The organism is Aminobacter sp. P4_D5 (assembly GCF_056401815.1).
The window spans coordinates 43,394-63,757 of the sequence record NZ_JBFUIP010000011.1; the positions used below are offsets into that span (position 1 = coordinate 43,394).

At 59.3% G+C, this 20,364-nt stretch carries 15 protein-coding genes and 2 pseudogenes; 13 read left to right on the forward strand and 4 right to left on the reverse strand.

The genetic code is table 11. The features are described from left to right. Positions 1-40 precede the first annotated feature (40 nt). Entirely contained in the window at positions 41-775 is a 735-nt protein-coding gene (locus AC1DWF_RS04715) for a UTRA domain-containing protein (RefSeq protein ID WP_476786409.1), read from the reverse strand. A gap of 760 nt (positions 776-1,535) precedes the next feature. Between AC1DWF_RS04715 and AC1DWF_RS04720 the strand changes: the two genes are divergently transcribed. From AC1DWF_RS04720 to AC1DWF_RS04740, 5 genes are all read left to right on the forward strand, one after another. Then, on the forward strand, positions 1,536-2,453 hold the full coding sequence (locus AC1DWF_RS04720; protein WP_476841480.1) for an ABC transporter substrate-binding protein: 918 nt from the start codon (positions 1,536-1,538) through the stop codon (positions 2,451-2,453). Positions 2,454-2,524: 71 nt separating this feature from the next. After that, positions 2,525-4,195 (forward strand): ABC transporter permease, encoded by a 1,671-nt coding sequence (locus AC1DWF_RS04725; RefSeq protein WP_476789297.1) that lies wholly within the window; start codon positions 2,525-2,527, stop codon positions 4,193-4,195. A gap of 6 nt (positions 4,196-4,201) precedes the next feature. Beyond that, complete coding sequence (locus tag AC1DWF_RS04730) at positions 4,202-5,287, forward strand: ABC transporter ATP-binding protein (protein WP_476804342.1); 1,086 nt, start codon at positions 4,202-4,204, stop codon at positions 5,285-5,287. 1 nt (position 5,288) lies between these two features. After that, on the forward strand, positions 5,289-6,134 hold the full coding sequence (locus AC1DWF_RS04735) for an inositol monophosphatase family protein (RefSeq protein WP_476787205.1): 846 nt from the start codon (positions 5,289-5,291) through the stop codon (positions 6,132-6,134). A 55-nt stretch (positions 6,135-6,189) separates the two neighbouring features. Continuing rightward, positions 6,190-6,972: a MurR/RpiR family transcriptional regulator gene (locus AC1DWF_RS04740; protein ID WP_476789299.1), complete on the forward strand. Its 783-nt coding sequence runs from the start codon at positions 6,190-6,192 to the stop codon at positions 6,970-6,972. Between the two features lie 174 nt (positions 6,973-7,146). On the opposite strand, the pseudogene AC1DWF_RS04745 reads toward AC1DWF_RS04740, so the two are convergent. Then, positions 7,147-7,568 (reverse strand): annotated as a pseudogene (locus tag AC1DWF_RS04745) (PIN domain-containing protein). Next, positions 7,565-7,819: a type II toxin-antitoxin system Phd/YefM family antitoxin gene (locus tag AC1DWF_RS04750; protein WP_476789300.1), complete on the reverse strand. Its 255-nt coding sequence runs from the start codon at positions 7,817-7,819 to the stop codon at positions 7,565-7,567. The pseudogene AC1DWF_RS04745 and the gene AC1DWF_RS04750 overlap by 4 nt, the downstream one beginning before the upstream one ends. Before the next feature lie 639 nt (positions 7,820-8,458). Between AC1DWF_RS04750 and AC1DWF_RS04755 the strand changes: the two genes are divergently transcribed. Continuing rightward, the gene (locus AC1DWF_RS04755; RefSeq protein ID WP_476841481.1) at positions 8,459-9,217 is read left to right on the forward strand and encodes a LuxR family transcriptional regulator; all 759 of its coding nucleotides are present in this window, start codon (positions 8,459-8,461) and stop codon (positions 9,215-9,217) included. 313 nt (positions 9,218-9,530) lie between these two features. Here AC1DWF_RS04755 and AC1DWF_RS04760 read toward each other — a convergent pair. After that, positions 9,531-10,686: pseudogene (locus AC1DWF_RS04760) on the reverse strand (IS30 family transposase). Between the two features lie 559 nt (positions 10,687-11,245). On the opposite strand from AC1DWF_RS04760, the gene AC1DWF_RS04765 reads away from it, so the two are divergent. From AC1DWF_RS04765 to AC1DWF_RS04795, 7 genes are all read left to right on the forward strand, one after another. Further along, the gene (locus AC1DWF_RS04765) at positions 11,246-11,935 is read left to right on the forward strand and encodes a FadR/GntR family transcriptional regulator (protein ID WP_476786138.1); all 690 of its coding nucleotides are present in this window, start codon (positions 11,246-11,248) and stop codon (positions 11,933-11,935) included. Positions 11,936-12,012: 77 nt separating this feature from the next. Continuing rightward, on the forward strand, positions 12,013-13,515 hold the full coding sequence (locus AC1DWF_RS04770; protein ID WP_476841482.1) for an ABC transporter substrate-binding protein: 1,503 nt from the start codon (positions 12,013-12,015) through the stop codon (positions 13,513-13,515). 75 nt (positions 13,516-13,590) lie between these two features. Next, complete coding sequence (locus AC1DWF_RS04775; protein WP_476789303.1) at positions 13,591-14,538, forward strand: ABC transporter permease; 948 nt, start codon at positions 13,591-13,593, stop codon at positions 14,536-14,538. Beyond that, on the forward strand, positions 14,535-15,395 hold the full coding sequence (locus tag AC1DWF_RS04780) for an ABC transporter permease (RefSeq protein WP_476841483.1): 861 nt from the start codon (positions 14,535-14,537) through the stop codon (positions 15,393-15,395). Before AC1DWF_RS04775 ends, AC1DWF_RS04780 begins: the two co-directional genes overlap by 4 nt. 30 nt (positions 15,396-15,425) lie before the next feature. Then, positions 15,426-17,222, forward strand: a complete 1,797-nt coding sequence (locus tag AC1DWF_RS04785) for a gamma-glutamyltransferase family protein (protein ID WP_476786225.1) — start codon at positions 15,426-15,428, stop codon at positions 17,220-17,222. A gap of 54 nt (positions 17,223-17,276) precedes the next feature. Next, positions 17,277-18,128: a sulfite exporter TauE/SafE family protein gene (locus AC1DWF_RS04790; protein ID WP_476789304.1), complete on the forward strand. Its 852-nt coding sequence runs from the start codon at positions 17,277-17,279 to the stop codon at positions 18,126-18,128. A 22-nt stretch (positions 18,129-18,150) separates the two neighbouring features. Then, the gene (locus AC1DWF_RS04795; protein ID WP_476789305.1) at positions 18,151-19,971 is read left to right on the forward strand and encodes an ABC transporter ATP-binding protein; all 1,821 of its coding nucleotides are present in this window, start codon (positions 18,151-18,153) and stop codon (positions 19,969-19,971) included. The last annotated feature ends 393 nt before the right edge of the window (positions 19,972-20,364 follow it).

Sequence of the window (20,364 nt, forward strand, 5' to 3'; positions counted from 1 at the left end):
TTGAAGTCCACCGACGCGCCGTCCATTTGGTCTGCTGTGCTCACGGTTGAAGAGGGTTGAACTCGCCCACAAACTCGTTGCGGTCGGCAGGGTAGATCAATTTTACCCAGGTGACCGGCATGGCGTCAGCCCATGTTTGCCGAAGTGACACCAGCAGCGGCGCGTTTGCCGCGACACCCAATTGCGCAGCCTGTCCTGCAGTTGCGATCTCGGCGCGGATGGTGTGACGGAGCCGCGTGCAGGGAAGCCTGGCGAGTAGCCAGATGTTTGGCGTCTCGGCCTCGAAATCCGCATGCACTGCGTCCGGGGCCGCCTGCAAATTGATGAGTCGTTCCTCCAGCACTTCCGGCTTGCCGAAGCCGCTATGCACGGCATGAAGGCGCAGCAATGGCGTGCCTGCCTCCACCTCAGGCCAGAAGGGCGTGTCTGCGCCGGCAGTGATAAGGGACGAGCCGACGACCCGGTAGGCATAGGTCCTGCCCTTGGCTTCGATGTCTTGCCGGATGTCGAGATAGCCGATCACCGCATGTGATTCAGTGGTTTGCGCAACGCGCGTTCCCTGCTTGCGCCTGCGTTCCAAAAGCCCTGCTTCGGTGAGCTTGGACAGCGCCTTGCTGACGGTTGCCCTGGTCGTCGAGAACTTTTCAAGCAGCGTATGCTCGGAAGGAATGCGGTGGCCGGCGGGCCACCGGCCGCTCATGATTTCGGCCCGCACGGCCCGTTCGATCTGCCTGTAAATCGGACCGTTGCCGTCCAACTCGATTGTATCGGCCAATTCGGTGTTTGTTTCTTGGTCCGTCAACGTCCTGGAGGCCCCTAGAATGCGCTTTCAAACCACGTGGGTCGTATTGTCTACACATAAGATAGCAAACCAGATTCTGCAATAACTTGCGAGCGTATTGAACCTTGGCAGAGCTTCTGCCTTGTTGCGACGCCGCCGCGGTTGGCGGTATGTGCCGCAATGTCGGCTGAATCCCCTCCAAGGCGTTGCTTCACGTCGCGGCGATCAAAGAAGTGGCTGAGCGCCTCGTTGACCGATGCACTAGTCGTCACGACGAGAGGCGAGGGCGCCGGTGTGAGGCGCTACGACCTGATCCTGCAATCGGCCGGCAGGCGGTCTTCCGCGGAGGCGCTGCCACTGGCTATGGTCGGCGTCACACTCGACAGCAAAGGCTTCATCGAAGCGATGCGCAGATGCGCACTGGTGCTGCAAGCATCTTTGCCGTCGGCGACGTCACCGGTCCGGCCGCGTGCATGACCGGCTATGGTCCTATTTGATGTTGTTGCGCGGGAAGGCCTAGTTCGGTTGAGGCTGGAGCGCTGCCACCGGGGCAGCGGTAGCGCTGGTTTGTAGTAAAACTCCAAAGATATTGACTGTCTGTAGTTTAAATGCATATCGTATCGGACTCCCGTTGGTTGGGGGTTGGTGAGGGGGAAACATGACCAAAGTTCGTACAATCTTTCTGTCGCTAGGCGTCGCTCTGGCGCTATCGACGACAGCTTCCTATTCGCAGGATTTGACCGCTTATTGCCCAATGTCTGAAGACGATTGTGCATCGGTGCTCAAGGCATTTGAGGCCGACTCCGGAATCTCAGCGAACTTTGTCCGCATGGGCGCCGGTGAAGTGCTGGCGCGCGTAAGGGCTGAAGCTGCGAACCCGCAAGCTGGTCTGTGGCTCGCGGGGACTGCTGACCTCTTCATCCAAGCCGCCAGCGAAGGCTTGCTCGAGGCTCACACTGCAGCCAATATCGACAAGGTCGATGCCAAGTTCCGCAGTGAAGATAATAGTTGGACGCCAATGGCAATCTCGCCGATCGCGTTCTTTTACAATCCCAAATATCTGGCCGAACTCGGTGGCGAACCGCCCACCAGTTGGGAAGACTTCGCCAATCCGGTCTTCAAGGGGGCAGTCGTTCTGACCCATCCGGCTTCCTCCGGCACGGCCTCGGTGGTTCTGGCCACCATGGTACAGATCTACGGGGAGGACAAAGCCTTTGAAATCCTCAAGGCGACCGATCCAAACGTCTTGCAATACTCGCGTTCCGCAGGCTCGCTCACCCAAATGGTCGCGTCGGGCGAAGTAGCAATCTCACAGTCCTTTACCCACGGACTTGAGGCGGCGCTCAAGCAGGGTTTTCCGATCGAAGTGTCGTTCCCCAAGGAAGGCACCGGTTATGAGTTGAACTCGGTCGCCGTGATCGCCAACGCTCCGCAAGCTCAGCGCGACGCGGCCAAGAAATTCCTCGACTGGGTCCTCACCGATGCCGGCCAGAAGGCGCTCGGCGCGACCCATYGTGAATCGGTGATCCCAGGCTTTGTGAACCCGGATCTTAAGATCAAGACCACGGACATCAAGCTGATCGACTACGACTCCAAGTGGGCCGGCGMAAATCGTGCTCGCCTCTTGGAGCGCTACGAAGCCGACGTGCGCGACGCCTCGGCCGCGAAGTAGGCAGCTCTCCGCAGTATGGGAAGGCGTTCAAGGCGCCTTCCCACCTCTTTCCCAATTGCTGAGAGGCTGGCATGGCTGAGGCCGTCACGCGGCAACCGCTTTCCGCGGGTGTCAAAAAAATACTGGCCGATCCCTGGTTGTTCGGCATCTTCGTCCTTCTGACGATCACGGTGCTGATTTTCGGCATCCTCCCCATCTTGAGCGTTCTGAGCCTGGCGCTATCGGGCGGCGAGGGCGACGTGTTCGGCACAATTGTCGACCGTCTGACATCGCCTCTCGTCCTCAGGGCCTTCGGCAATACGCTGATGCTGGGGGCGACCTCGGCCGTGGTGGCCACGCTGGTCGGGTTTGTCCTCGCCTTCGCGATGACGCGCACGAATATGTGGGGCAAGCGCGCGGTGCATCTGATCGCGCTGCTGCCAGTGATCTCGCCGCCATTCGTCATTGCGCTGGCAATGATCCTGCTGTTTGGCCGTTCGGGGCTTGTTACGCGAGAGCTGCTTGGCATTCGCAATAGCAACATTTACGGCTTTCATAGCCTCGTCTTTATCCAGGCACTGGCGTTCACGCCGATCGCCTATCTCAACATCCGCGGCATGCTGCAGGCGATGGACAGTGCGCTGGAAGACGCTGCCGCCATGTTGCGCGCATCGCAATGGACCATCTTTCGCCGTATCACATTGCCGCTGGCGATGCCGGCGATCCTCAGCTCAATGCTGCTGGTGTTTGTGAAGTCGATAGAGGATTTCGGCAACCCACTAGTCATTGGCGGCAACTTCAACACCTTGGCAGTCGAGGCCTATTCCCAGCTGATCGGCTATTTCAACCTTCAGGCGGGTGCACTGCTGGCTAGTGTCCTGCTGGTGCCGTCGCTGTTGGCCTTCATGGTCCATCGCTATTGGGTCAGCAAGCGCAGCTATGTGACCGTCACCGGCAAGCCCGCCACCCAGACTATTCGCATCGTCCATCCAGCCATCGTCTTGCCGCTGGCGCTGGTGTGCTACTCGCTCGTCGGCGTTATCATCTTGCTCTACAGCACCATTGTTTGGGTGAGCTTTACCAAAATCCCCGGCATCGATTGGACGCTGACCTGGGAGCACTATGAAAAGATTTTGGCGACCGGGCTACAGCCGCTTTGGAATTCTCTGACGCTTGCCGCTTTTGCCACGCCGATCGTCACTATTGTCGGAGTGTTGATCGCCTATCTGTTGTCGCGCCGCAATTTTCCCGGCAGCTTCATTCTTCGCTTCGGCACGCTGCTAGCGTTCGCCGCGCCGGGTACCATCATTGGTATCGGCTATGTCTCGATGTTCAATACCGCGCCGCTGCTGCTGACAGGTACTGCCTTTATCATTGTGGCGGCCATGGTGGTGAAAACACTCCAGGTTGGCATTGAAGCAGGCACCAACCAGATCCGCCAGGTTGACCCGGCGATCGAGGAGGCCGCTTCGGTGCTCGGTGCCTCGAACGCGCGTGTTTTCACGCGGGTGACGCTGCCGCTGCTCAAGCCAGCGCTTTTTGCAGCGATGTCTTATGCGTTCACTCGTTCGCTGACGACGCTGAGCGCGATCGTCTTCCTCGTGTCGGCCAATTGGACGCTCATCACCGTGACCATCCTGAACCAGGTGGAAACGCTCAGGATGGGCCTCGCCGCCGCCTACAGCGTCATTCTCATTGCAATCGTTCTGACCGTATTGGCGGTCATGCAGCTGCTCCTCGGGCGCAGCCACAATCAAAGGTAACCCGCCATGTCCCGCGTCACACTCAAAGGCATCAACAAGGTCTATCCGGGACGCAATGGGCGGCCGGATGCTCATGCGGTCAAGGATCTCGATCTCGTTGTCGAAGACGGCAGCCTCGTCACGTTGCTGGGACCGTCCGGCTGCGGCAAAACCACAACCCTGCGCATGCTGGCCGGGTTTGAAATTCCCACCACCGGTCAGATCCTGATCGACGATCGCGACATCACCACCACTCCGGTCAACAAGCGCGGCATCGGCATGGTGTTCCAGTCCTATGCGCTGTTTCCGCATATGTCGGTACGCGAGAACGTGGCGTTCGGACTCAAGGTGCTTGCACTGTCGTCTGCCGAGGTGGAGCGCAAGGTCGCTGAAATTCTGGAGGTAATGGACCTGTCCCAGCTTGCAGATAGGCAACCATCCCAACTTTCCGGTGGCCAGCAGCAGCGCGTGGCGCTCGCCCGCACCGTGGTGGTCGAGCCGCGCGTGCTGTTGTTTGACGAGCCGCTCTCTAACCTCGATGCGCAGTTGCGCGAGCGCATGCGTGATGAACTGCGCATGCTCCAACAGCGTTTGGGCATTACCAGCCTTTATGTGACCCACGATCAGAATGAAGCCATGGCCATTTCGGACCGGGTGGTGGTGATGCGCAATGGTGTCATCGAGCAGGATGATGCGCCCAACAACATCTACGCCCGTCCGAGTACGGCTTTCGTTGCCGATTTCATGGGTAAGGCCAACATCATCAAGGTGCGTGCGCAACTTGTTGCTGCCGATCACATCGTGGTCGGCATTGGCGGCGGTCGCGTGCAGCTTCCGAGCAACGGCCTGAAACTGAACGTGGGCGATCTGGTCGACTATGTCGTCCGCCCCGAACAGATGCTGATCTCCGGGGATGGCCCAGTTTCGGCGGTGGTCCAGCGCGTCGTCTATCAAGGCGCTTACACCGAGTATCAGGTTGCCATCGATGGTCAGGCTTGCACCGTAGTCGATTACCGCCACCATATGCACGGCGTGCACCCCGTTGGTTCGGGGCTGCAGATCGACCTTGGCTCGTCAGTACCCTGGCCGCTGGCCGCAAAGACGAGTGCGTGAAATGACGCCATTAACGGACGCATTCTTAGCCCAGGTCGCGGAAGTCGCCGCCCGGGAGGCCGGAGCGCTCATTCGCACGTCGTTCCTTGAGGCGGCGCAGGGAGCGGTCCTGGGCATCGAGCAGAAGCACGGCTATTCCGATATCGTCACTATCGTCGACAGGCAGTCCGAGCAGTTGATCTGGCGTGTGATCCGCGATCGTGTGCCGGACTCKCGCATCCTTGGCGAGGAAAGCGGCTGGCAGGGCGAGGGCAGGGTGATCTGGTATGTGGACCCCATCGACGGCACCAGCAATTTTGCTTCTGGACTGCCTTTCTTTTGCGTGTCGATCGCGGCTTTTGCTGCTGACGGTCGGCCAATCGCCGGTGTGGTCTATGACCCCATGCAGGACGAAATGTTCACGACCCACTCGGGCCAGCTGCTGCTCAATGGCGATGCCGTAAAACCTGCGGTACGTGCCAGGAGCGACAGGGAAGCTGAACTGTTGACCAATCTGCCACGCGAGGGCAGTCGGCCGAGCCCGGCGGAACTTGAGCGCTTCGGTGATCTCGTGTTGAATTTCCGTGCCGTGCGCCGGCTCGGCTCGGCTGCCTTGCAACTAGCATATGTCGCCATTGGGCGCGCCGCCATCAACTATGATGAGGGCTGCCATCCATGGGATATCGCAGCTGGCCTGCAGCTTGTCGCCGCGTCGGGCGGGCAGGTGTTGTGCTGGTTTAAGGGGGATGACAAGCTCATGGTCGATCCACTGCGTAGCCTGGAGGGTGTGGGCAAGTTGGTTGTCACGACACCGGGCTACGATGTACGGAATTCGGCAGTCCTGAGTGGGTGGGCTTCAGTTTCTTGAGCCAGAGCGCTAAGTGCAGCAGGCGATCTTAGGCGTCGAAAACAGGGGGACCGCCATGCTGGCCCACATCAGAGCATCTCTCAACGAGATGACGCCGGCCGAACGGCGTGCCGCCGAGACAATTCTCGGCAATCCGCAGGCCACAATTGGCTGGTCCCTGGCAGACGCCGCACGCTTTTCCGGCGTCAGCGAACCTTCCATCATCCGCTTGTGCCGGCGTCTGGGGTTTGACGGCTATTCAGACTTCCGCCTCAAGTTCGCGCAGGCCGTGGCGTTGATCAGGCAGGATGACCAGGCCCTGCTGGGGGCCACCGATGATCCGGTCGCGGCAAGCATCCTCGATAACTGCAATCGCGCCATCGCTTCGATCAACGACCTCGCTCGCGATATCGACAGCGCCGCGGTGTCGAAGGCGGTCGACATCCTGCTGAAGTCTCGGCGCGTGGAGCTTTACGGCCACGGCGGCTCAGGATTTCTTGCAGGAGAGGCGCAGCACAGGCTGGCCCATCTCGGTATTGCCAGTGTCGCTTACTCCGACCCGGCACTTCAGATGTTTTCGGCGATGGCTCTGAGGCAAGAGGATACGGTCATGGCTTTGTCCTTCTCAGGGGTGACCACGCACATGATGCCGAACCTCGAGATCGCCCGCAACGCCGGGGCGAGGATTATTGCCCTGACCCCGACAGCATCGCCGATCGCCAAAATGGCAGACGTCAACATCCCCATCAACGCCTATCGCCAGAAGAAGAATGCTGGCTTCATACCGAGCGAGCGCGTGTCGATGTATGTCATGCTCGACGCCCTGATCGGGCTGATCAGCGCCCAAAGAATGGAATGACGGGGCCTGATATCGACTTGGCCAATTTGGAAGCCTCGCGAATGTGCGATCAGACGGTGTCTTGCTTGAGCCAAAAAACGGTATCTGCGAAAGGCCCGCGACAGCAATCAACACTCAGCCGATTCCGGCATGACGCAGTAAATCCGGCCGAAGAACCGGCGTTCGTTGTCGGGATCAAGCTTCCCAAGGGTTCACGAGCTCCACCTTGAGCGCAGAAAAATCCGCGAGAATTTCGTGTGACCATCGTCATTCCATGAACTAGTGCTGTTGCGCCGATCAACGCGTCGCGCTCGGCGCGCGGATCTGGAACATGTAATCGCGCGCAGCGCAGCGCGACTGTCGCATCGACTGGCAGGGTACGATCCGCAAATTCAGGAATGACGTGCGTATCCATCCAGGTCCGCAAGCGCATCCCTTGTTCCGCTTCGCGCCGTTCCATGTGTTGCACCCCGATCTCGAGTTCCATGAGCGAGATTGCGGAATGAAGAAGTTTGTCGCGTCACTTCGGGATAGCCATGCGACGACATTCGGTCCGCTTTGCCATCGCCGGCCTTGCGCAACTCGGAAATAATGTTCGTATCGAGGAGAAACATCAGGAAAGATCGACCTCGCGGCTTTCAATGGTGGCGCTGGGTGGATCGAAATCCGTATCAGAGAGACCTGGCATGGACAGGACTTCAACGAGATTGCGGCGCTTTCCGATCAGTCTCTGATATTCTTCAATGCTAAGAAGTACATGGGCGGGTTTGCCTCGGTCCGTGATGAACACCGGGCCATTCAGAGCCGCTTTTTTTGCTCGCCCAACATCTTGGTTGAGATCGCGGCTCGATAAAGTGGTGATGGGCATTCTTCACCTCCGTCGTTAATGTAGTAATGTTGCTACATTGAACGCAATGGCTGGGCCACCTCATTTTCTTCGTTTCAGGTCGTCCTGACGGACGCCACCCTTCGCGGAAATAGTTCTCGGGCCCGCCGTCAGCCTCGCGGCCCAGGGGCGTGCAAAGAGCCTCAAAGTCGCAGTTTTGTTCTGGAGCCTGCCCGCGCATCACCATACCGGCCAGCGGCATAGTCAGCGCCGCGATCAAAGGCCTGACTCGTGAACGCTACCGATCACAGTCAGCGCGGTTCGATAGTCTACTTACGCCCACGGGGCATTCTCACATGCACGCCTGATCACAGTCGCCGTCGCATCGGAGATCAGAGGTGAGGTCTGGCGCGGGTGAAATGCAACGCTGGATACCTTGGAAATCCTGCCGTGGACCCTCAGAGTGGATCCGAAGCCAACGCCTCCGAAGCAAAAAAATGATACTTGCTAAGTTGCTTTGAAAGAAAGCGCTAAGACAAGAAATGGCTATTGACTGCACCGTGCGATAATAGGTTACTTTGCTGAGATGGCGTTTTCAATAATATCTTCGTTATATTGCGAATCTTTCTTCTTAAATTAGGATTGCTTGCTGAATGCTGTCCAGCTGTTGGGAGGCCTACGATGCTGATCAAAGACGAAAGACTAATCCTCCAACTTGGGCAGGCCGCCTCTGGCATTGTGGAGGTGAAGACGACAGCCGACGTCCTGAAAGCCCTCCAAGGCCAGCTTGCCCGCTACGGCTTCAGCGACGTGCTGATCACGGGTCTCCCGGTTCGTCAGGACCAACATTGGCAGAGTGCGATCGTCTGCGATGGCTGGCGTCAGGAGTGGCACCGTCGCTATCTCGAAGAGGGGCATTTTCAACATGACCCTTGTGTCGCTCGATGCAGGCATCGAGCTTTCCCGTTCCTCTGGAGCGATTTGCTGCCCGAGTTCATGTCGCCACGCGCAAAGCTGGTTATGGACGAGGCGCGGGATTTCGCAATGAAAGACGGGCTTTGCGTCCCTATTCACATCCCGTATCACGGACCGGTGGCGGTGAGTGCTGCCGGGGAGCGCATAGAATTGTCGCCATCCGAGCGGCCCCTTGTTGAAATCCTATGCTTGAAAGCTTTTCAGACAATTTGTCAGCTTGAAGGACGACTTGAACCCGAACGCGGCCCGACCTTGGGGCAACGAGAAGCCGAGGTTCTCCAGTGGAATGCCCAGGGCAAGACCGCTGTAGAAACAGCGATCATACTGAATGTGTCAACATTCACGGTTCAAGCCCATCTCCGCCATGTCCGTGAAAAGCTCGGCGCAAACAACGTCTCGCTAGCAGTGTCAAAAGCAATGGCTATRGGAGAAATACAGGCAGGAACTGACAAGATTTGGCGATAGCGACAGACGCACGGCCAGGAGGTTGCCATGAGGCCTTGCGCCGCAACTGTCCGGAAGGCCGCCCAATGGGTAGCTGAGAACCGCCCGACCATTCGAAGCTTGTGTTGTCCGTGAATGCTGAAAACGAACCGGCTGCGGCACTCTACCGTAGGTGTGGCTTTAGTCTGGCTGGGGCGACGTTTGGTCCCGAAAGGAGTATGGTGGGAGAGGTCTCGACCAGACTCGCCTAAGCGAGATTTTGTTCGGCCTCAGCACCACGCGAGTTGCTGGCAAACAATCGCTCCAAGGCAATGACCGCTTTGCGCCGGTGGGTTCAACCGGTCATCGCAACACCTTCCGTAGCCTATCGGCCGGCGTTTCGAAGTCCAGGGTTTTTCGGGGGCGCTGATTGAGACGCAGAGCGATGGCGTCGAGCTGGTCCTGCGAGACTTGGGAGAAGTTGGTTGCCCTGGGGAAGTACTGCCTGAGCAGGCCGTTGGTGTTTTCGTTGCTGCCGCGTTGCCAGGGACTGCGCGGATCGCAGAAGTAGACCTGTAGGTCGGTTGCAACGGTAAAGCTCCTGTGAAGAGCCATCTCCTTGCCCTGGTCCCAAGTCAACGAGCGTCGTAACTCTTCGGGCAATGTGCCCATCTTTTGGGCGAGAGCCGCCACGACGGTGGCCGAGTCCCTTCTGGTCAACTTCACAAGCATCGTGAACCGGCTGTGTCGCTCGACGAGGGTGGCGATGTTGGTGTCGTTCGCACCGGCGAGCAGATCACCCTCCCAATGGCCTGGTATGGCACGATCCTCCGCCTCGGCGGGGCGCTCGCGGATGGAGACCATATCGAGGATTTGTCCTTGCCCCGTTTGGCTCTGTGCGCCCTTGGCGAGGCGCATCTGCCGTCTGGTGCGCAGATGCGCCGTCAGTTCCTTCTTGAGCACCCCTCGCGACTGGATGAACAGGCTGCGATAGATCGCTTCATGAGATATCCGCATGATGGGATCGCCCGGGTACTCTCGCCTCAGCCAGCCTGCAATCTGCTCCGGCGACCACTGCAGCGCCAGCTTTTGCGCCACTCGCCACCTTAGCCGTCCAGAGCACGCCAGACGACACTGCTTCGGACGAAGCGCTCGCTCCCAAGCTTGCTTGTCTGCCCGAGTTGCGCGATACGTTTTTGCACCGCCATTGCGCGCGATCTCGCGACATATCGTTGATGGGGATCGCCCCAGACTGCGTGCAATAGCGCGGATAGCAAGACCTGCCGCAATCCCCCGAGAGATTCTTCGCGCTCCGCCAGCTCAAGCGCCGAAGCCGCTCTACGCCTTGCTGCCGGAGCAATGCCGCCGTGCAAGGATACGATCCGCTGAACACCGCCCTTGTTCCGGCGGTCCAGTGACCGCGAGATCGACGAAATGCTCTGACCTTGCTTCCATCGTTCCCAAAGCTCGGCCTTCTGCGCTGACGTAAACCAGACCCGTGACGTCACCATGCGACACCTCCTCATCCTCTCAGATTAAAGGTGTTGCCACGATCGGTTGAACCCGCCGCCTGATCCCGGTCGTTGAGCTGACTGTTGCCACTGCCTGAAAGCAGATGACATTGTTGGCGCCCCTTCTGGAGGTCGCGGTTCGCGCTGCGGGCGGGCATTGGACGTTTGCCAGCAAGCGGACGTTGACAACGAACACCCCAAAGAAGCGCCTCGCTGGTTCCTCTCGATCTTCGCTATCTCGCTGTCAGTCATCCGCTCCGTTAGATCAAAGAACACCCAGGCCCGGCTTGGGAGGAACATCCAACAAGCAGGAGGAGCCACGGCTGGCGCACTTTGAAGCCAGACTGGTTCATTCGAATTTCCAACTGCGAACCAATTGACATAATGGTTCTCAGCGCTTGTTGGTTGAGTGTATCGGTTTATCGAACACCGCGTCGTATTTGTGGGGAAACTTGCTATAAGTCAGCCGCGCAGCCGATTGCGGAATGTCGAAACTTTCAATACGGTCCGAAAGCTAATGTGAACCTTTCGTCATAATGATTACAAATTAGAGGCTTCCATGCCGCCTCGTGCCAAAACTGCCGCAAGCTCTGGATACGCCGTCAAGCGGTTGCGCGTTCTATTGGGCGCAGTTCCGTCCGATGGTGAACTGCGGTTGCCGCCCGAGCGGGAACTGGCGGAGGAAATCGGCGTCGGGAGGCGCGCTCTGCGCAGCGCGCTGGACATTTTGGAAGACGAGGGCCTCATCTGGCGCCGGCAGGGCAAGGGAACCTTTGGCGGCTCTCAACAGGTTTCGAGCACGCTGCGCGTCAACAACCTCGCCGAATTCACCAATCCGCTCGAAGTTATGGAAGTGCGCATTGAAATCGAGCCGGTTCTGGCGCGCCTCGCAGCCACAAAGGCGACGCCAGCGCTGATCCAGCAGCTTGAACGATTGGCGACAAAGGCGGGGGAGTCCAACGACACGGATTCCTGGGAGCTTTGGGACGGAGCGTTTCACCGCAAGATCGCCGAAGCCGCAGGCAACCAGCTTTTCATCCTTTTCATGGGCATGATCGATCAGATCAGGCAGAACGATGCATGGCGCCATTTTCGTGAGCGTACACGCTCGGCTGGGCGCACCACGCTGTCGATTCAACAACACGAAGCCCTGATCGAAGCAATTCGCCGGTTCCATCCCGCCGAGGCGGAGGCCGCGATGCGCGAGCATCTTATGTCGCTGCGCGCGGCGCTGATCGAAAAAATGTAGGCGGGCAAAACCGGCTGCAGACAAAGACATGTCCGACGGGGTGCGGACTTGGAAAGTTAATTCACGGAGGGAATGAAATGAATTGCCTAAAGAAACTGCTGTTGGCCGCGACCGTCATGGTTTCCGCCTCGTCGGCTTTTGCCGCCGACTTGCGCATCGGCCTGCAGGACGATGCCGATATCCTCGATCCACACCGCGCCAGGACCTTCGTCGGACGCATTCTATTCACCTCGCTGTGTGACAAGCTTTTCGACATCAACGAGAAGCTGGAGATACGGCCGCAACTGGCCAAGGAATGGACATGGTCGGCTGACGGCAAGGCACTTACCGTCAAGCTGCGCGACAATGGCAAATTCCATGACGGCACGACAATCGACGCCACCGCGGTCAAGGCCAATCTCGAGCGGGCCAAGACGCTGCCTGATTCGCTTCGCAAAAGCGAAGTTGCCTCGATCGATACCGTTGAAGTTGTTGATGCCACAACCCTAGTGATCCACCTCGTCAAGCCGGACGCGTCGCTGTTGTCGCAGCTCTCGGACCGCGCCGGCATGATCCTGTCGCCCAAGGCCTTCGAAACCGCCGATTTTGGCCAGAACCCGGTTTGCTCCGGCCCTTACAAGTTCGTCCAGCGTATCCAGAATGATCGCATCGTGCTGGAGAAGTTCGCCGACTATTGGGATGCGGCCAATTTCAACTATGACAAGCTTACCTTCATCCCGATTTCGGATTCCACGGTGCGCCTGGCGAACCTTCGGGCGGGCGATCTTGATCTCATCGAGCGCATCGCTCCTTCGGATGTCGAGACCGTGAAGGGCGATTCCAATCTGGCGTTCTATCCGGTCACCGGAACCGGCTACCAGGCTTTGACCTTCAACATGAAGAAGGGCGACAAGGACACGTTCCCGATCGGATACGACAAGCGCATCCGTCAGGCGTTCGAACTGTCGATCGACCGCAGCGTCATCAACGAAGTTGTCGGACAGGGCATCTTCCAGCCTGCCTATCAGCCGTTTCCGCCGACAAGCTTTGCCTATGACAAGAAGTTCGAAAGCCGCCAGCGCGACGTCGCCAAGGCCAAGGCTCTGCTGGCCGAAGCCGGTCATGAGCGCGTGAAGCTGGAAATCGCCTTCGGCAATAGCACCGCCTCGCAGCAGGTCTACGAGCTGATCCAGGCCATGTCGGCAGAAGCCGGTTTCGACATCTCGCTGCGCCCGACAGAGTTCGCCGCGCTGCAGTCGGCGCTGAAGGAAGGTGACTTCGAAGCCGGCCAGAGCGGCTGGTCGGGTCGTGCCGATCCGGATGGCAACATCCACGGCTTCGTCAGCTGCAAGGGCAATCTCAACGATGCTCATTTCTGCAGCGAGAAAGTCGATGCGCTGCTCGAGGAGGCGCGTAGCCTGACCGATACGGCCAAGCGCAAGGCGCTATATGACCAGGTCCAGGAGATCACCCAGGACGAGTTGCCGATCGTCTATCTCTACTATCAGCCGTGTCCGTTCGCGCTGCGTGCCAACATCAAGGGCTTCACCGCCTATCCCGACGGCATGATCCGCCTCAAAGGCGTTTCGACCGAAGGTTAACGTTCGTCGGCATGGAGCGGCCAGTCCAGCGGCCGCTCCCTTGTTTTCCCGCTCCCGCTTCAAAGTGCTTTTCCCATGATCGAGATCGTTTTCAGACGATGCATCGTCGTCCTGCCTACGCTGCTGCTCGTCTCCATGCTGGTTTTCGGCATGCAGAAACTTCTGCCCGGCGATCCCATCCTCACCATGGTCGGTGAGGATCGTGACCCGCAAACGATCGCGTACCTGCAGGAGAAGTATCGCCTCAACGATCCGATCCCGGTTCAGTATGTCGCGTGGCTCGGGCAGATCATGCAGGGCGATCTTGGAATCTCGCTGCGCACAGAGCAGCCCGTTCTCAGCCTGATCGCCCAGAAGTTGCCCGTCACCATCCAGTTGGCCGCTTTTGCCATGATCGTCGCGTTTTTGATCGGCGTTCCGGCCGGCATCATTTCTGCGATACGCAAAGGCACCGCCACCGACTATGCGATCAACGTCGTGGCGCTTTCAGGCCTATCGATCCCCAATTTCTGGCTCGGCCTCATGCTTATTCTGCTGGTGTCGGTTCAATGGCAATTGCTTCCGGCATCCGGCTACACCTCGCCTTTCGAAGATCTCGGCCAAAACCTGCGCACAATGCTGATGCCTGCCTTTGTTCTGGGAACAGGGCTTGCCGGGGTGTTGATGCGCCATACCCGGTCCGCCATGCTCGGCGTTTTGCGGTCCGATTACGTGAGAACCGCGCGAGCCAAGGGGCTTAACGAGAAGACGGTGATCCTACGGCATGCGCTGAAGAACGCGCTGGTTCCGATCATCACGCTGTCGACGCTGCTGTTTGGCGAACTTCTCGCAGGTGCGGTGCTGACAGAACAGATCTTCACCATTCCAGGCTTCGGCAAGCTGATCGTCGATGCCGTCTTCACCCGCGACTACGCGGTTGTACAAGGAGTGGTGCTCTGCACCGCTGTCGGTTTCATCTTGATGAACCTTATCGCCGACCTCCTCTACATCGTCGTCAACCCGCGCTTGAGGGATGCAGCATGAGCGCCGTCGCCTCAGTTCAAAAAAGCCCCTTCAGCCGTCAATTGTCGAAGTTCACCCGGAACAAGGCGGCAGTCGCGGGAGCCATTATTGTCGGCCTGTTCGTCCTGCTTGCGGTCTTTGCGCCGCTGATTGCACCTTACGATCCGTTTCAGACGAGCTTCACAACGATACGCAAGCCGCCTTCCGCCCAGTTCTGGCTGGGGACGGATGAGCTGGGCCGCGATATCTTCTCGCGCATGATTTTTGGCGCGCGGGCGTCCCTGATGGCCGGCGGCGTGTCGGTGGTAATTGCCGTCATCGTCGGCGTGCCGTTTGGGCTTTTGGCCGGATATTTCGGAGGCTGGATCGACAACATCATTTCGCGCCTGATCGACGCGATGCTGGCCATTCCCTTCCTGATCCTCGCCATTTCGCTGGCGGCGTTTCTGGGCGCCAGCCTGACCAACGCGATGATCGCCATCGGCCTGTCGGCAGCACCTATTTTCGCGCGCTTGACGAGAGGCCAGGTTCTATCGGTGAAGGCGGAGGAATATGTCGAGGCGGCACAGGTCATCGGCCTGCGGCACCCGCGCATCATTCTGCGCTACATCCTTCCCAACTCGATCCCTCCGATCATCGTGCAGGCGACGCTGACGATTGCCGCCGCCATCATCGCGGAGGCAAGCCTCTCCTTCCTGGGCCTCGGCCAACAGCCGCCAAACCCTTCCTGGGGTTCGATGCTGAACACGGCCAAGAATTTCATCTCGCAGGCGCCCTGGATGTCGCTATGGCCTGGGGCGGCGATCTKTCTCTCCGTTCTGGGCTTCAACCTTCTTGGCGACGGCCTGCGCGACGCAATCGATCCGCGCGAATACTAAAAACATCGACAGACAGCAGGAACGACAAGCATGTTTACGACCCGACCGGAAATCCTCGGCACTTTTGGCGTTGTGACGTCTACGCACTGGCTCGCTTCGGCCGCCGGCATGGCCATGCTGGAACGCGGCGGCAATGCCTTCGACGCTGCAGCAGCCGCCGGGTTCGTGCTGCAGGTGGTGGAGCCGCATCTGGTCGGCCCTTCCGGCGAAGTGCCGATCATCCTGCACTCGACACGCACGGGAAAGACCGAAGTGCTGTGTGGGCAGGGCGTTACGCCGCAATCCGCGACCATCGAAGCATACAAGACGCTTGGCCTCGAACTGGTGCCCGGCTCGGGCCTCCTCGCCGCAGTCGTGCCCGGTGCGTTTGATGCCTGGATGGTTCTTCTGCGCGATCATGGCTCGATGACGCTGCGCGAAATCATGGAGCCAGCAATCCACTACGCCCGCTACGGCCATCCGCTTCTGCCGCGCGTTGCCAATACCATCAAGGACAATGCCGAATTCTTCGCCAAGGAATGGCCCACGTCGTCTGCGACCTGGCTGCCGGGAGGCAACGCCCCCGAGGCAAAGAAGCTGTTTTGCAATCCTGTCCTTGCCGACACTTATCAGCGCATCGTCGACGAGGCGGAAGCAGCAGGCGGAAATCGCGAGGCAACGATCGAGAAGGCRCGCGACGCCTTCTATCGCGGTTTCGTTGCGGAGGCGATCGATCGCTTCTGCCGCGAGACCGAGGCGATGGACACCAGCGGACGCCGCCACAAAGGCCTCTTGACCGGCGACGATATGGCCCGATGGAGCGCTACCTACGAAACCCCACTGACCTACGACTACCATGGCTGGACTGTCGCCAAGACCGGACCGTGGGGCCAGGGGCCGGTGTTCTTGCAGACGCTGTCGCTGCTGAAAGAACTCGACATCGCCGCCATGAAGCCCGACGGCGCGGAGTTCATCCACACTGTTACGGAAGCCATGAAACTCGCTTTCGCCGATCGCGAGGTCTATTACGGCGATCCGGATTTCGTCGATGTGCCGATGAAAACGCTTCTGTCCGACGCCTATGCCGCTGAACGGCGGGCGCTGATCGGAAGCGGGGCGTCGATGGAGCTGCGACCCGGCACGGTGCCGGGTTACGAAGCCCAACTCAAGATGGCGATGTCGCAGGTTCGTTATGCTGGTGCCAGCGGCGATGTTGCGCCCGGCGCGGGCGAACCCACCATGGCACATCTGCGCACCGAAAAGCGGGGCGACACCGTTCATATCGATGTCATCGACAAATGGGGCAACATGATTTCGGCAACGCCTTCCGGCGGTTGGCTGCAATCGTCCCCAGTGGTCCCCGAACTCGGTTTTGCACTGAACACGCGTGCGCAGATGTTCTGGCTGGAGCCGGGTCTGCCGACCAGCATGGCGCCGCGCAAGCGCCCGCGCACCACGTTGACGCCCTCGCTGGCGCTTTACGAAGGCAAGCCGCGTATGGTGTTCGGAACGCCGGGCGGTGACCAACAGGACCAGTGGCAGCTGGCGCTGTTCCTGCGACGCGTGCATCACGGCCTGAACCTGCAGGAAGGCATCGACCTGCCACTGTTCCACACCATGCATTTCCCATCCTCCTTCTATCCACGCGAGGCGATACCGGGCCGCCTGGTCGTCGAGGAGAGTTTCGGTCAGGAAACGATCGGCGCGCTCAAGGCGCGCGGCCATGATGTCGAGGTCGTTCCTCAGTGGTCGGTCGGCCGTCTAACCGCCGCCGAGCGCGAACCAGACGGCATCCTGCGCGCCGCCGCCACGCCGCGCCTCATGCAGGCCTACGCAATCGGACGCTAAAGGCCAAGCCGCCCGAACACCCAGATCGGGCGGCCTCCAATTGAAAGCAGAAACATGTTTGGCATTCCACTTTTTGAGTTGTCCTGGCTGGTGGTCGGACTGCTGGCTGCCGGCGCAGTGACCGGGTTGCTTGCCGGCCTGTTTGGCGTCGGTGGCGGCGCTGTCGCCGTTCCTGTTCTTTATGAACTATTCCGCTTCATGGACGTGCCGGAAGAAGTGCGCATGCCGCTGTGCATCGGCACCTCGCTCGCCATCATTATCCCGACCTCCCTGCGTTCCTTCTACGCACACAAGGCCAGGGGAGCCGTCGACATGACGATCATCAGGAAATGGGCGGTTCCGGTCGTCATCGGCGTCGTTCTGGGCAGCCTCATTGCCCGCTATGCGCCTGCCGATCTTTTCAAGATCGTCTTTGTCGTGGTTGCAGGCGTCTCTGCTATTCGCCTTTTGTTCGGCAACGACAAATGGCGCATCGCTGACGATGTTCCAGCAGGCTGGATCATGCGCATCTACGGGCTCGTCATTGGCGTCCTGTCTTCGCTGATGGGTATTGGTGGGGGACAGTTATCCAACCTGTTCATGACGTTTTATGGCCGCCCGATCCACCAAGCCGTGGCGACCTCGTCGGGGCTCGGCATCTTGATCTCAATTCCCGGAACGATTGGCTACATGTATGCAGGTTGGCCGCGCGCGGCTGAATTCCCAGACGTGACTGCCCTGCAGTTTCCGCTCGCGATAGGGTTCGTGTCGCTGCTTGGACTTGTCCTCTTCATTCCGACCTCGGTGCTCACGGCTCCGATCGGCGTGAAGCTTGCGCATTCATGGTCCAAGTCGAAGCTTGAGATTGCCTTCGGCATTTTCCTCCTACTGATCTGCCTTCGCTTCCTTGCCAGTGTGTTGTTCTGAGCCTCCGGTGAAAGACCGTCCAATGACCACRCCCATCCTGTCCGTCACTAAGCTGCGCACGTCCTTCCACAATGACGGGATATGGACGCCTGTCATTCGCGACATCTCCTTCGATGTCGCGCCAAAGACGACGGTGGCCATTGTCGGCGAATCCGGTTCCGGCAAGAGCATGACGGCGCTGTCGATCATGCGGCTTCTTCCGGGCGGAAATAGCAAGGTGGAGGGCAGCATCAAGCTGGCGGGGCGGTCGCTACTGGATCTGCCTGAAAAGGACATGCGCAGTGTGCGTGGCAATGAGATTGCCATGATCTTCCAGGAGCCTATGACCAGTCTCAATCCGAGCTTGACCATCGGATTCCAGATCGCCGAAGCCTTGATCTGCCACCGCAACATGAATCGTGTCGAGGCCGAAGCTGAAGTCATCCGGCTTCTTGAACGTGTCCGTATCCCGTCGGCGAAGTCGCGCTTCAACGATTATCCGCACCGGCTCTCCGGCGGCATGCGCCAGCGCGTGATGATCGCCATGGCGCTTGCCTGCAAGCCCAAACTACTGATCGCTGACGAGCCGACCACCGCGCTAGACGTSACCATCCAGGCMCAGATCCTCGAACTCATCCAGGATCTGCAGCAAGAGGAGGGCATGGCCGTCCTCTTCATCACGCACGACATGGGGGTGGTCGCCGAAATTGCCGACCGCACCATTGTCATGCTGCGCGGCGATGTCGTCGAACGCGGCGACACCGGCGACATTTTCGCAAATCCACAGCATGTATATACGCGCTCGCTTTTGTCGGCCGTACCCAAGCTTGGCTCCATGACCGGCAAGACCCGTCCGCTGCGCTTTCCCGTCGTCGACCAAGAGACGGGCATCGCTGCTGAACCGGTGGCCGGCGCCGATACGGTCGACGTGGCGCGGCCGATCCTGGAGGTGAAGAACCTCACCAAATATTTCGATATTCGCAAAGGCGTCCTGCGTGGCCTGACTGGCCGCGTGCACGCGGTCGAGAATGTCTCGTTCAGCATTCAACCCGGCGAAACGCTTGCCCTCGTTGGCGAGTCCGGTTGCGGCAAATCGACGACGGGCCGCTCGATCGTCCGGCTGACCGAGCCGACAAGTGGATCGATCCAGCTTGCTGGTGAAGACATTCTGAAGACTGAAAAGTCCTCGTTCCGCGACATGCGCAAGCGTATGCAGATGATCTTCCAGGATCCCTATGCCAGCCTCAATCCGCGTATGCGCATTGGTGAGAGCATTGCCGAGCCGATGATAGCGCACGCCACGGAAACGCCGAAGCGCGCGCGCGAACGCGTCGGCGAACTTTTGAAGAGCGTCGGCCTGAACGGAGATGTCTATGACCGCTTTCCACATGAGTTCTCCGGCGGACAGCGCCAGCGCATCTGTATAGCGCGCGCCCTGTCGCTTGGTCCCGAACTCATTGTTGCCGACGAGGCGGTTTCCGCGCTCGATGTTTCGATCAAGGCGCAGGTGGTCAATCTAATGCTGGACTTGCAGGAAAGGCTGAAGCTGGCATTCCTGTTTATTTCGCATGACATGGCCGTGGTCGAACGGATCAGCCACCGTGTGGCGGTGATGTATCTTGGCGAGATCGTCGAGATCGGCTCACGCGCCAGTGTCTTCGGCAACCCTCAACACCCGTACACGAGGCGGTTGCTTTCGGCGGTGCCAATCCCGGATCTAAGCCAGCGTGTCGACAAAAGGCGGCTGGTCAGTGACGAATTGAAGAGCCCGATCCGCGCGGTCGACTATCAGGTTCCGATACGGGCGTTCAAACAAGTCAGCCCCGATCATATGGTCCAGGAGTGGGGAGCGGAGTGGGCATAAATCCCAGGCGTCTGACAGGGCAGCCGGGGCGGGAACACGAGTCGCGGAGTGGAGTCCTCCCCGCAACGACAGCAATGGGTCAGGTCAGTCCGCTGCTCGCACCGACCTGGATGTCCGCTCTTGAAGGTTCGGAGCCGAAGCCGCCGTTCTGCTTCCAGCCCCAGATGAGCCGCGGAAAATCATTTTCCCGCGTTGGAAGCAGATGTGCCAAGGTCTACAGCGTCTATGGGTGGGAACTAGCCATTCTGATGTTGAAGGTTTTTYAGCAGCTATCGTGTCCAACCTGACATTAGCATCGGCTTTGGCCACGTTCATCGCGGCGAGACAGATGGTGGTCCTTCATCGCACCGCGTCCTCATAATCGACTTCCAGAAGCGCCCCTGAGGCCGGAGC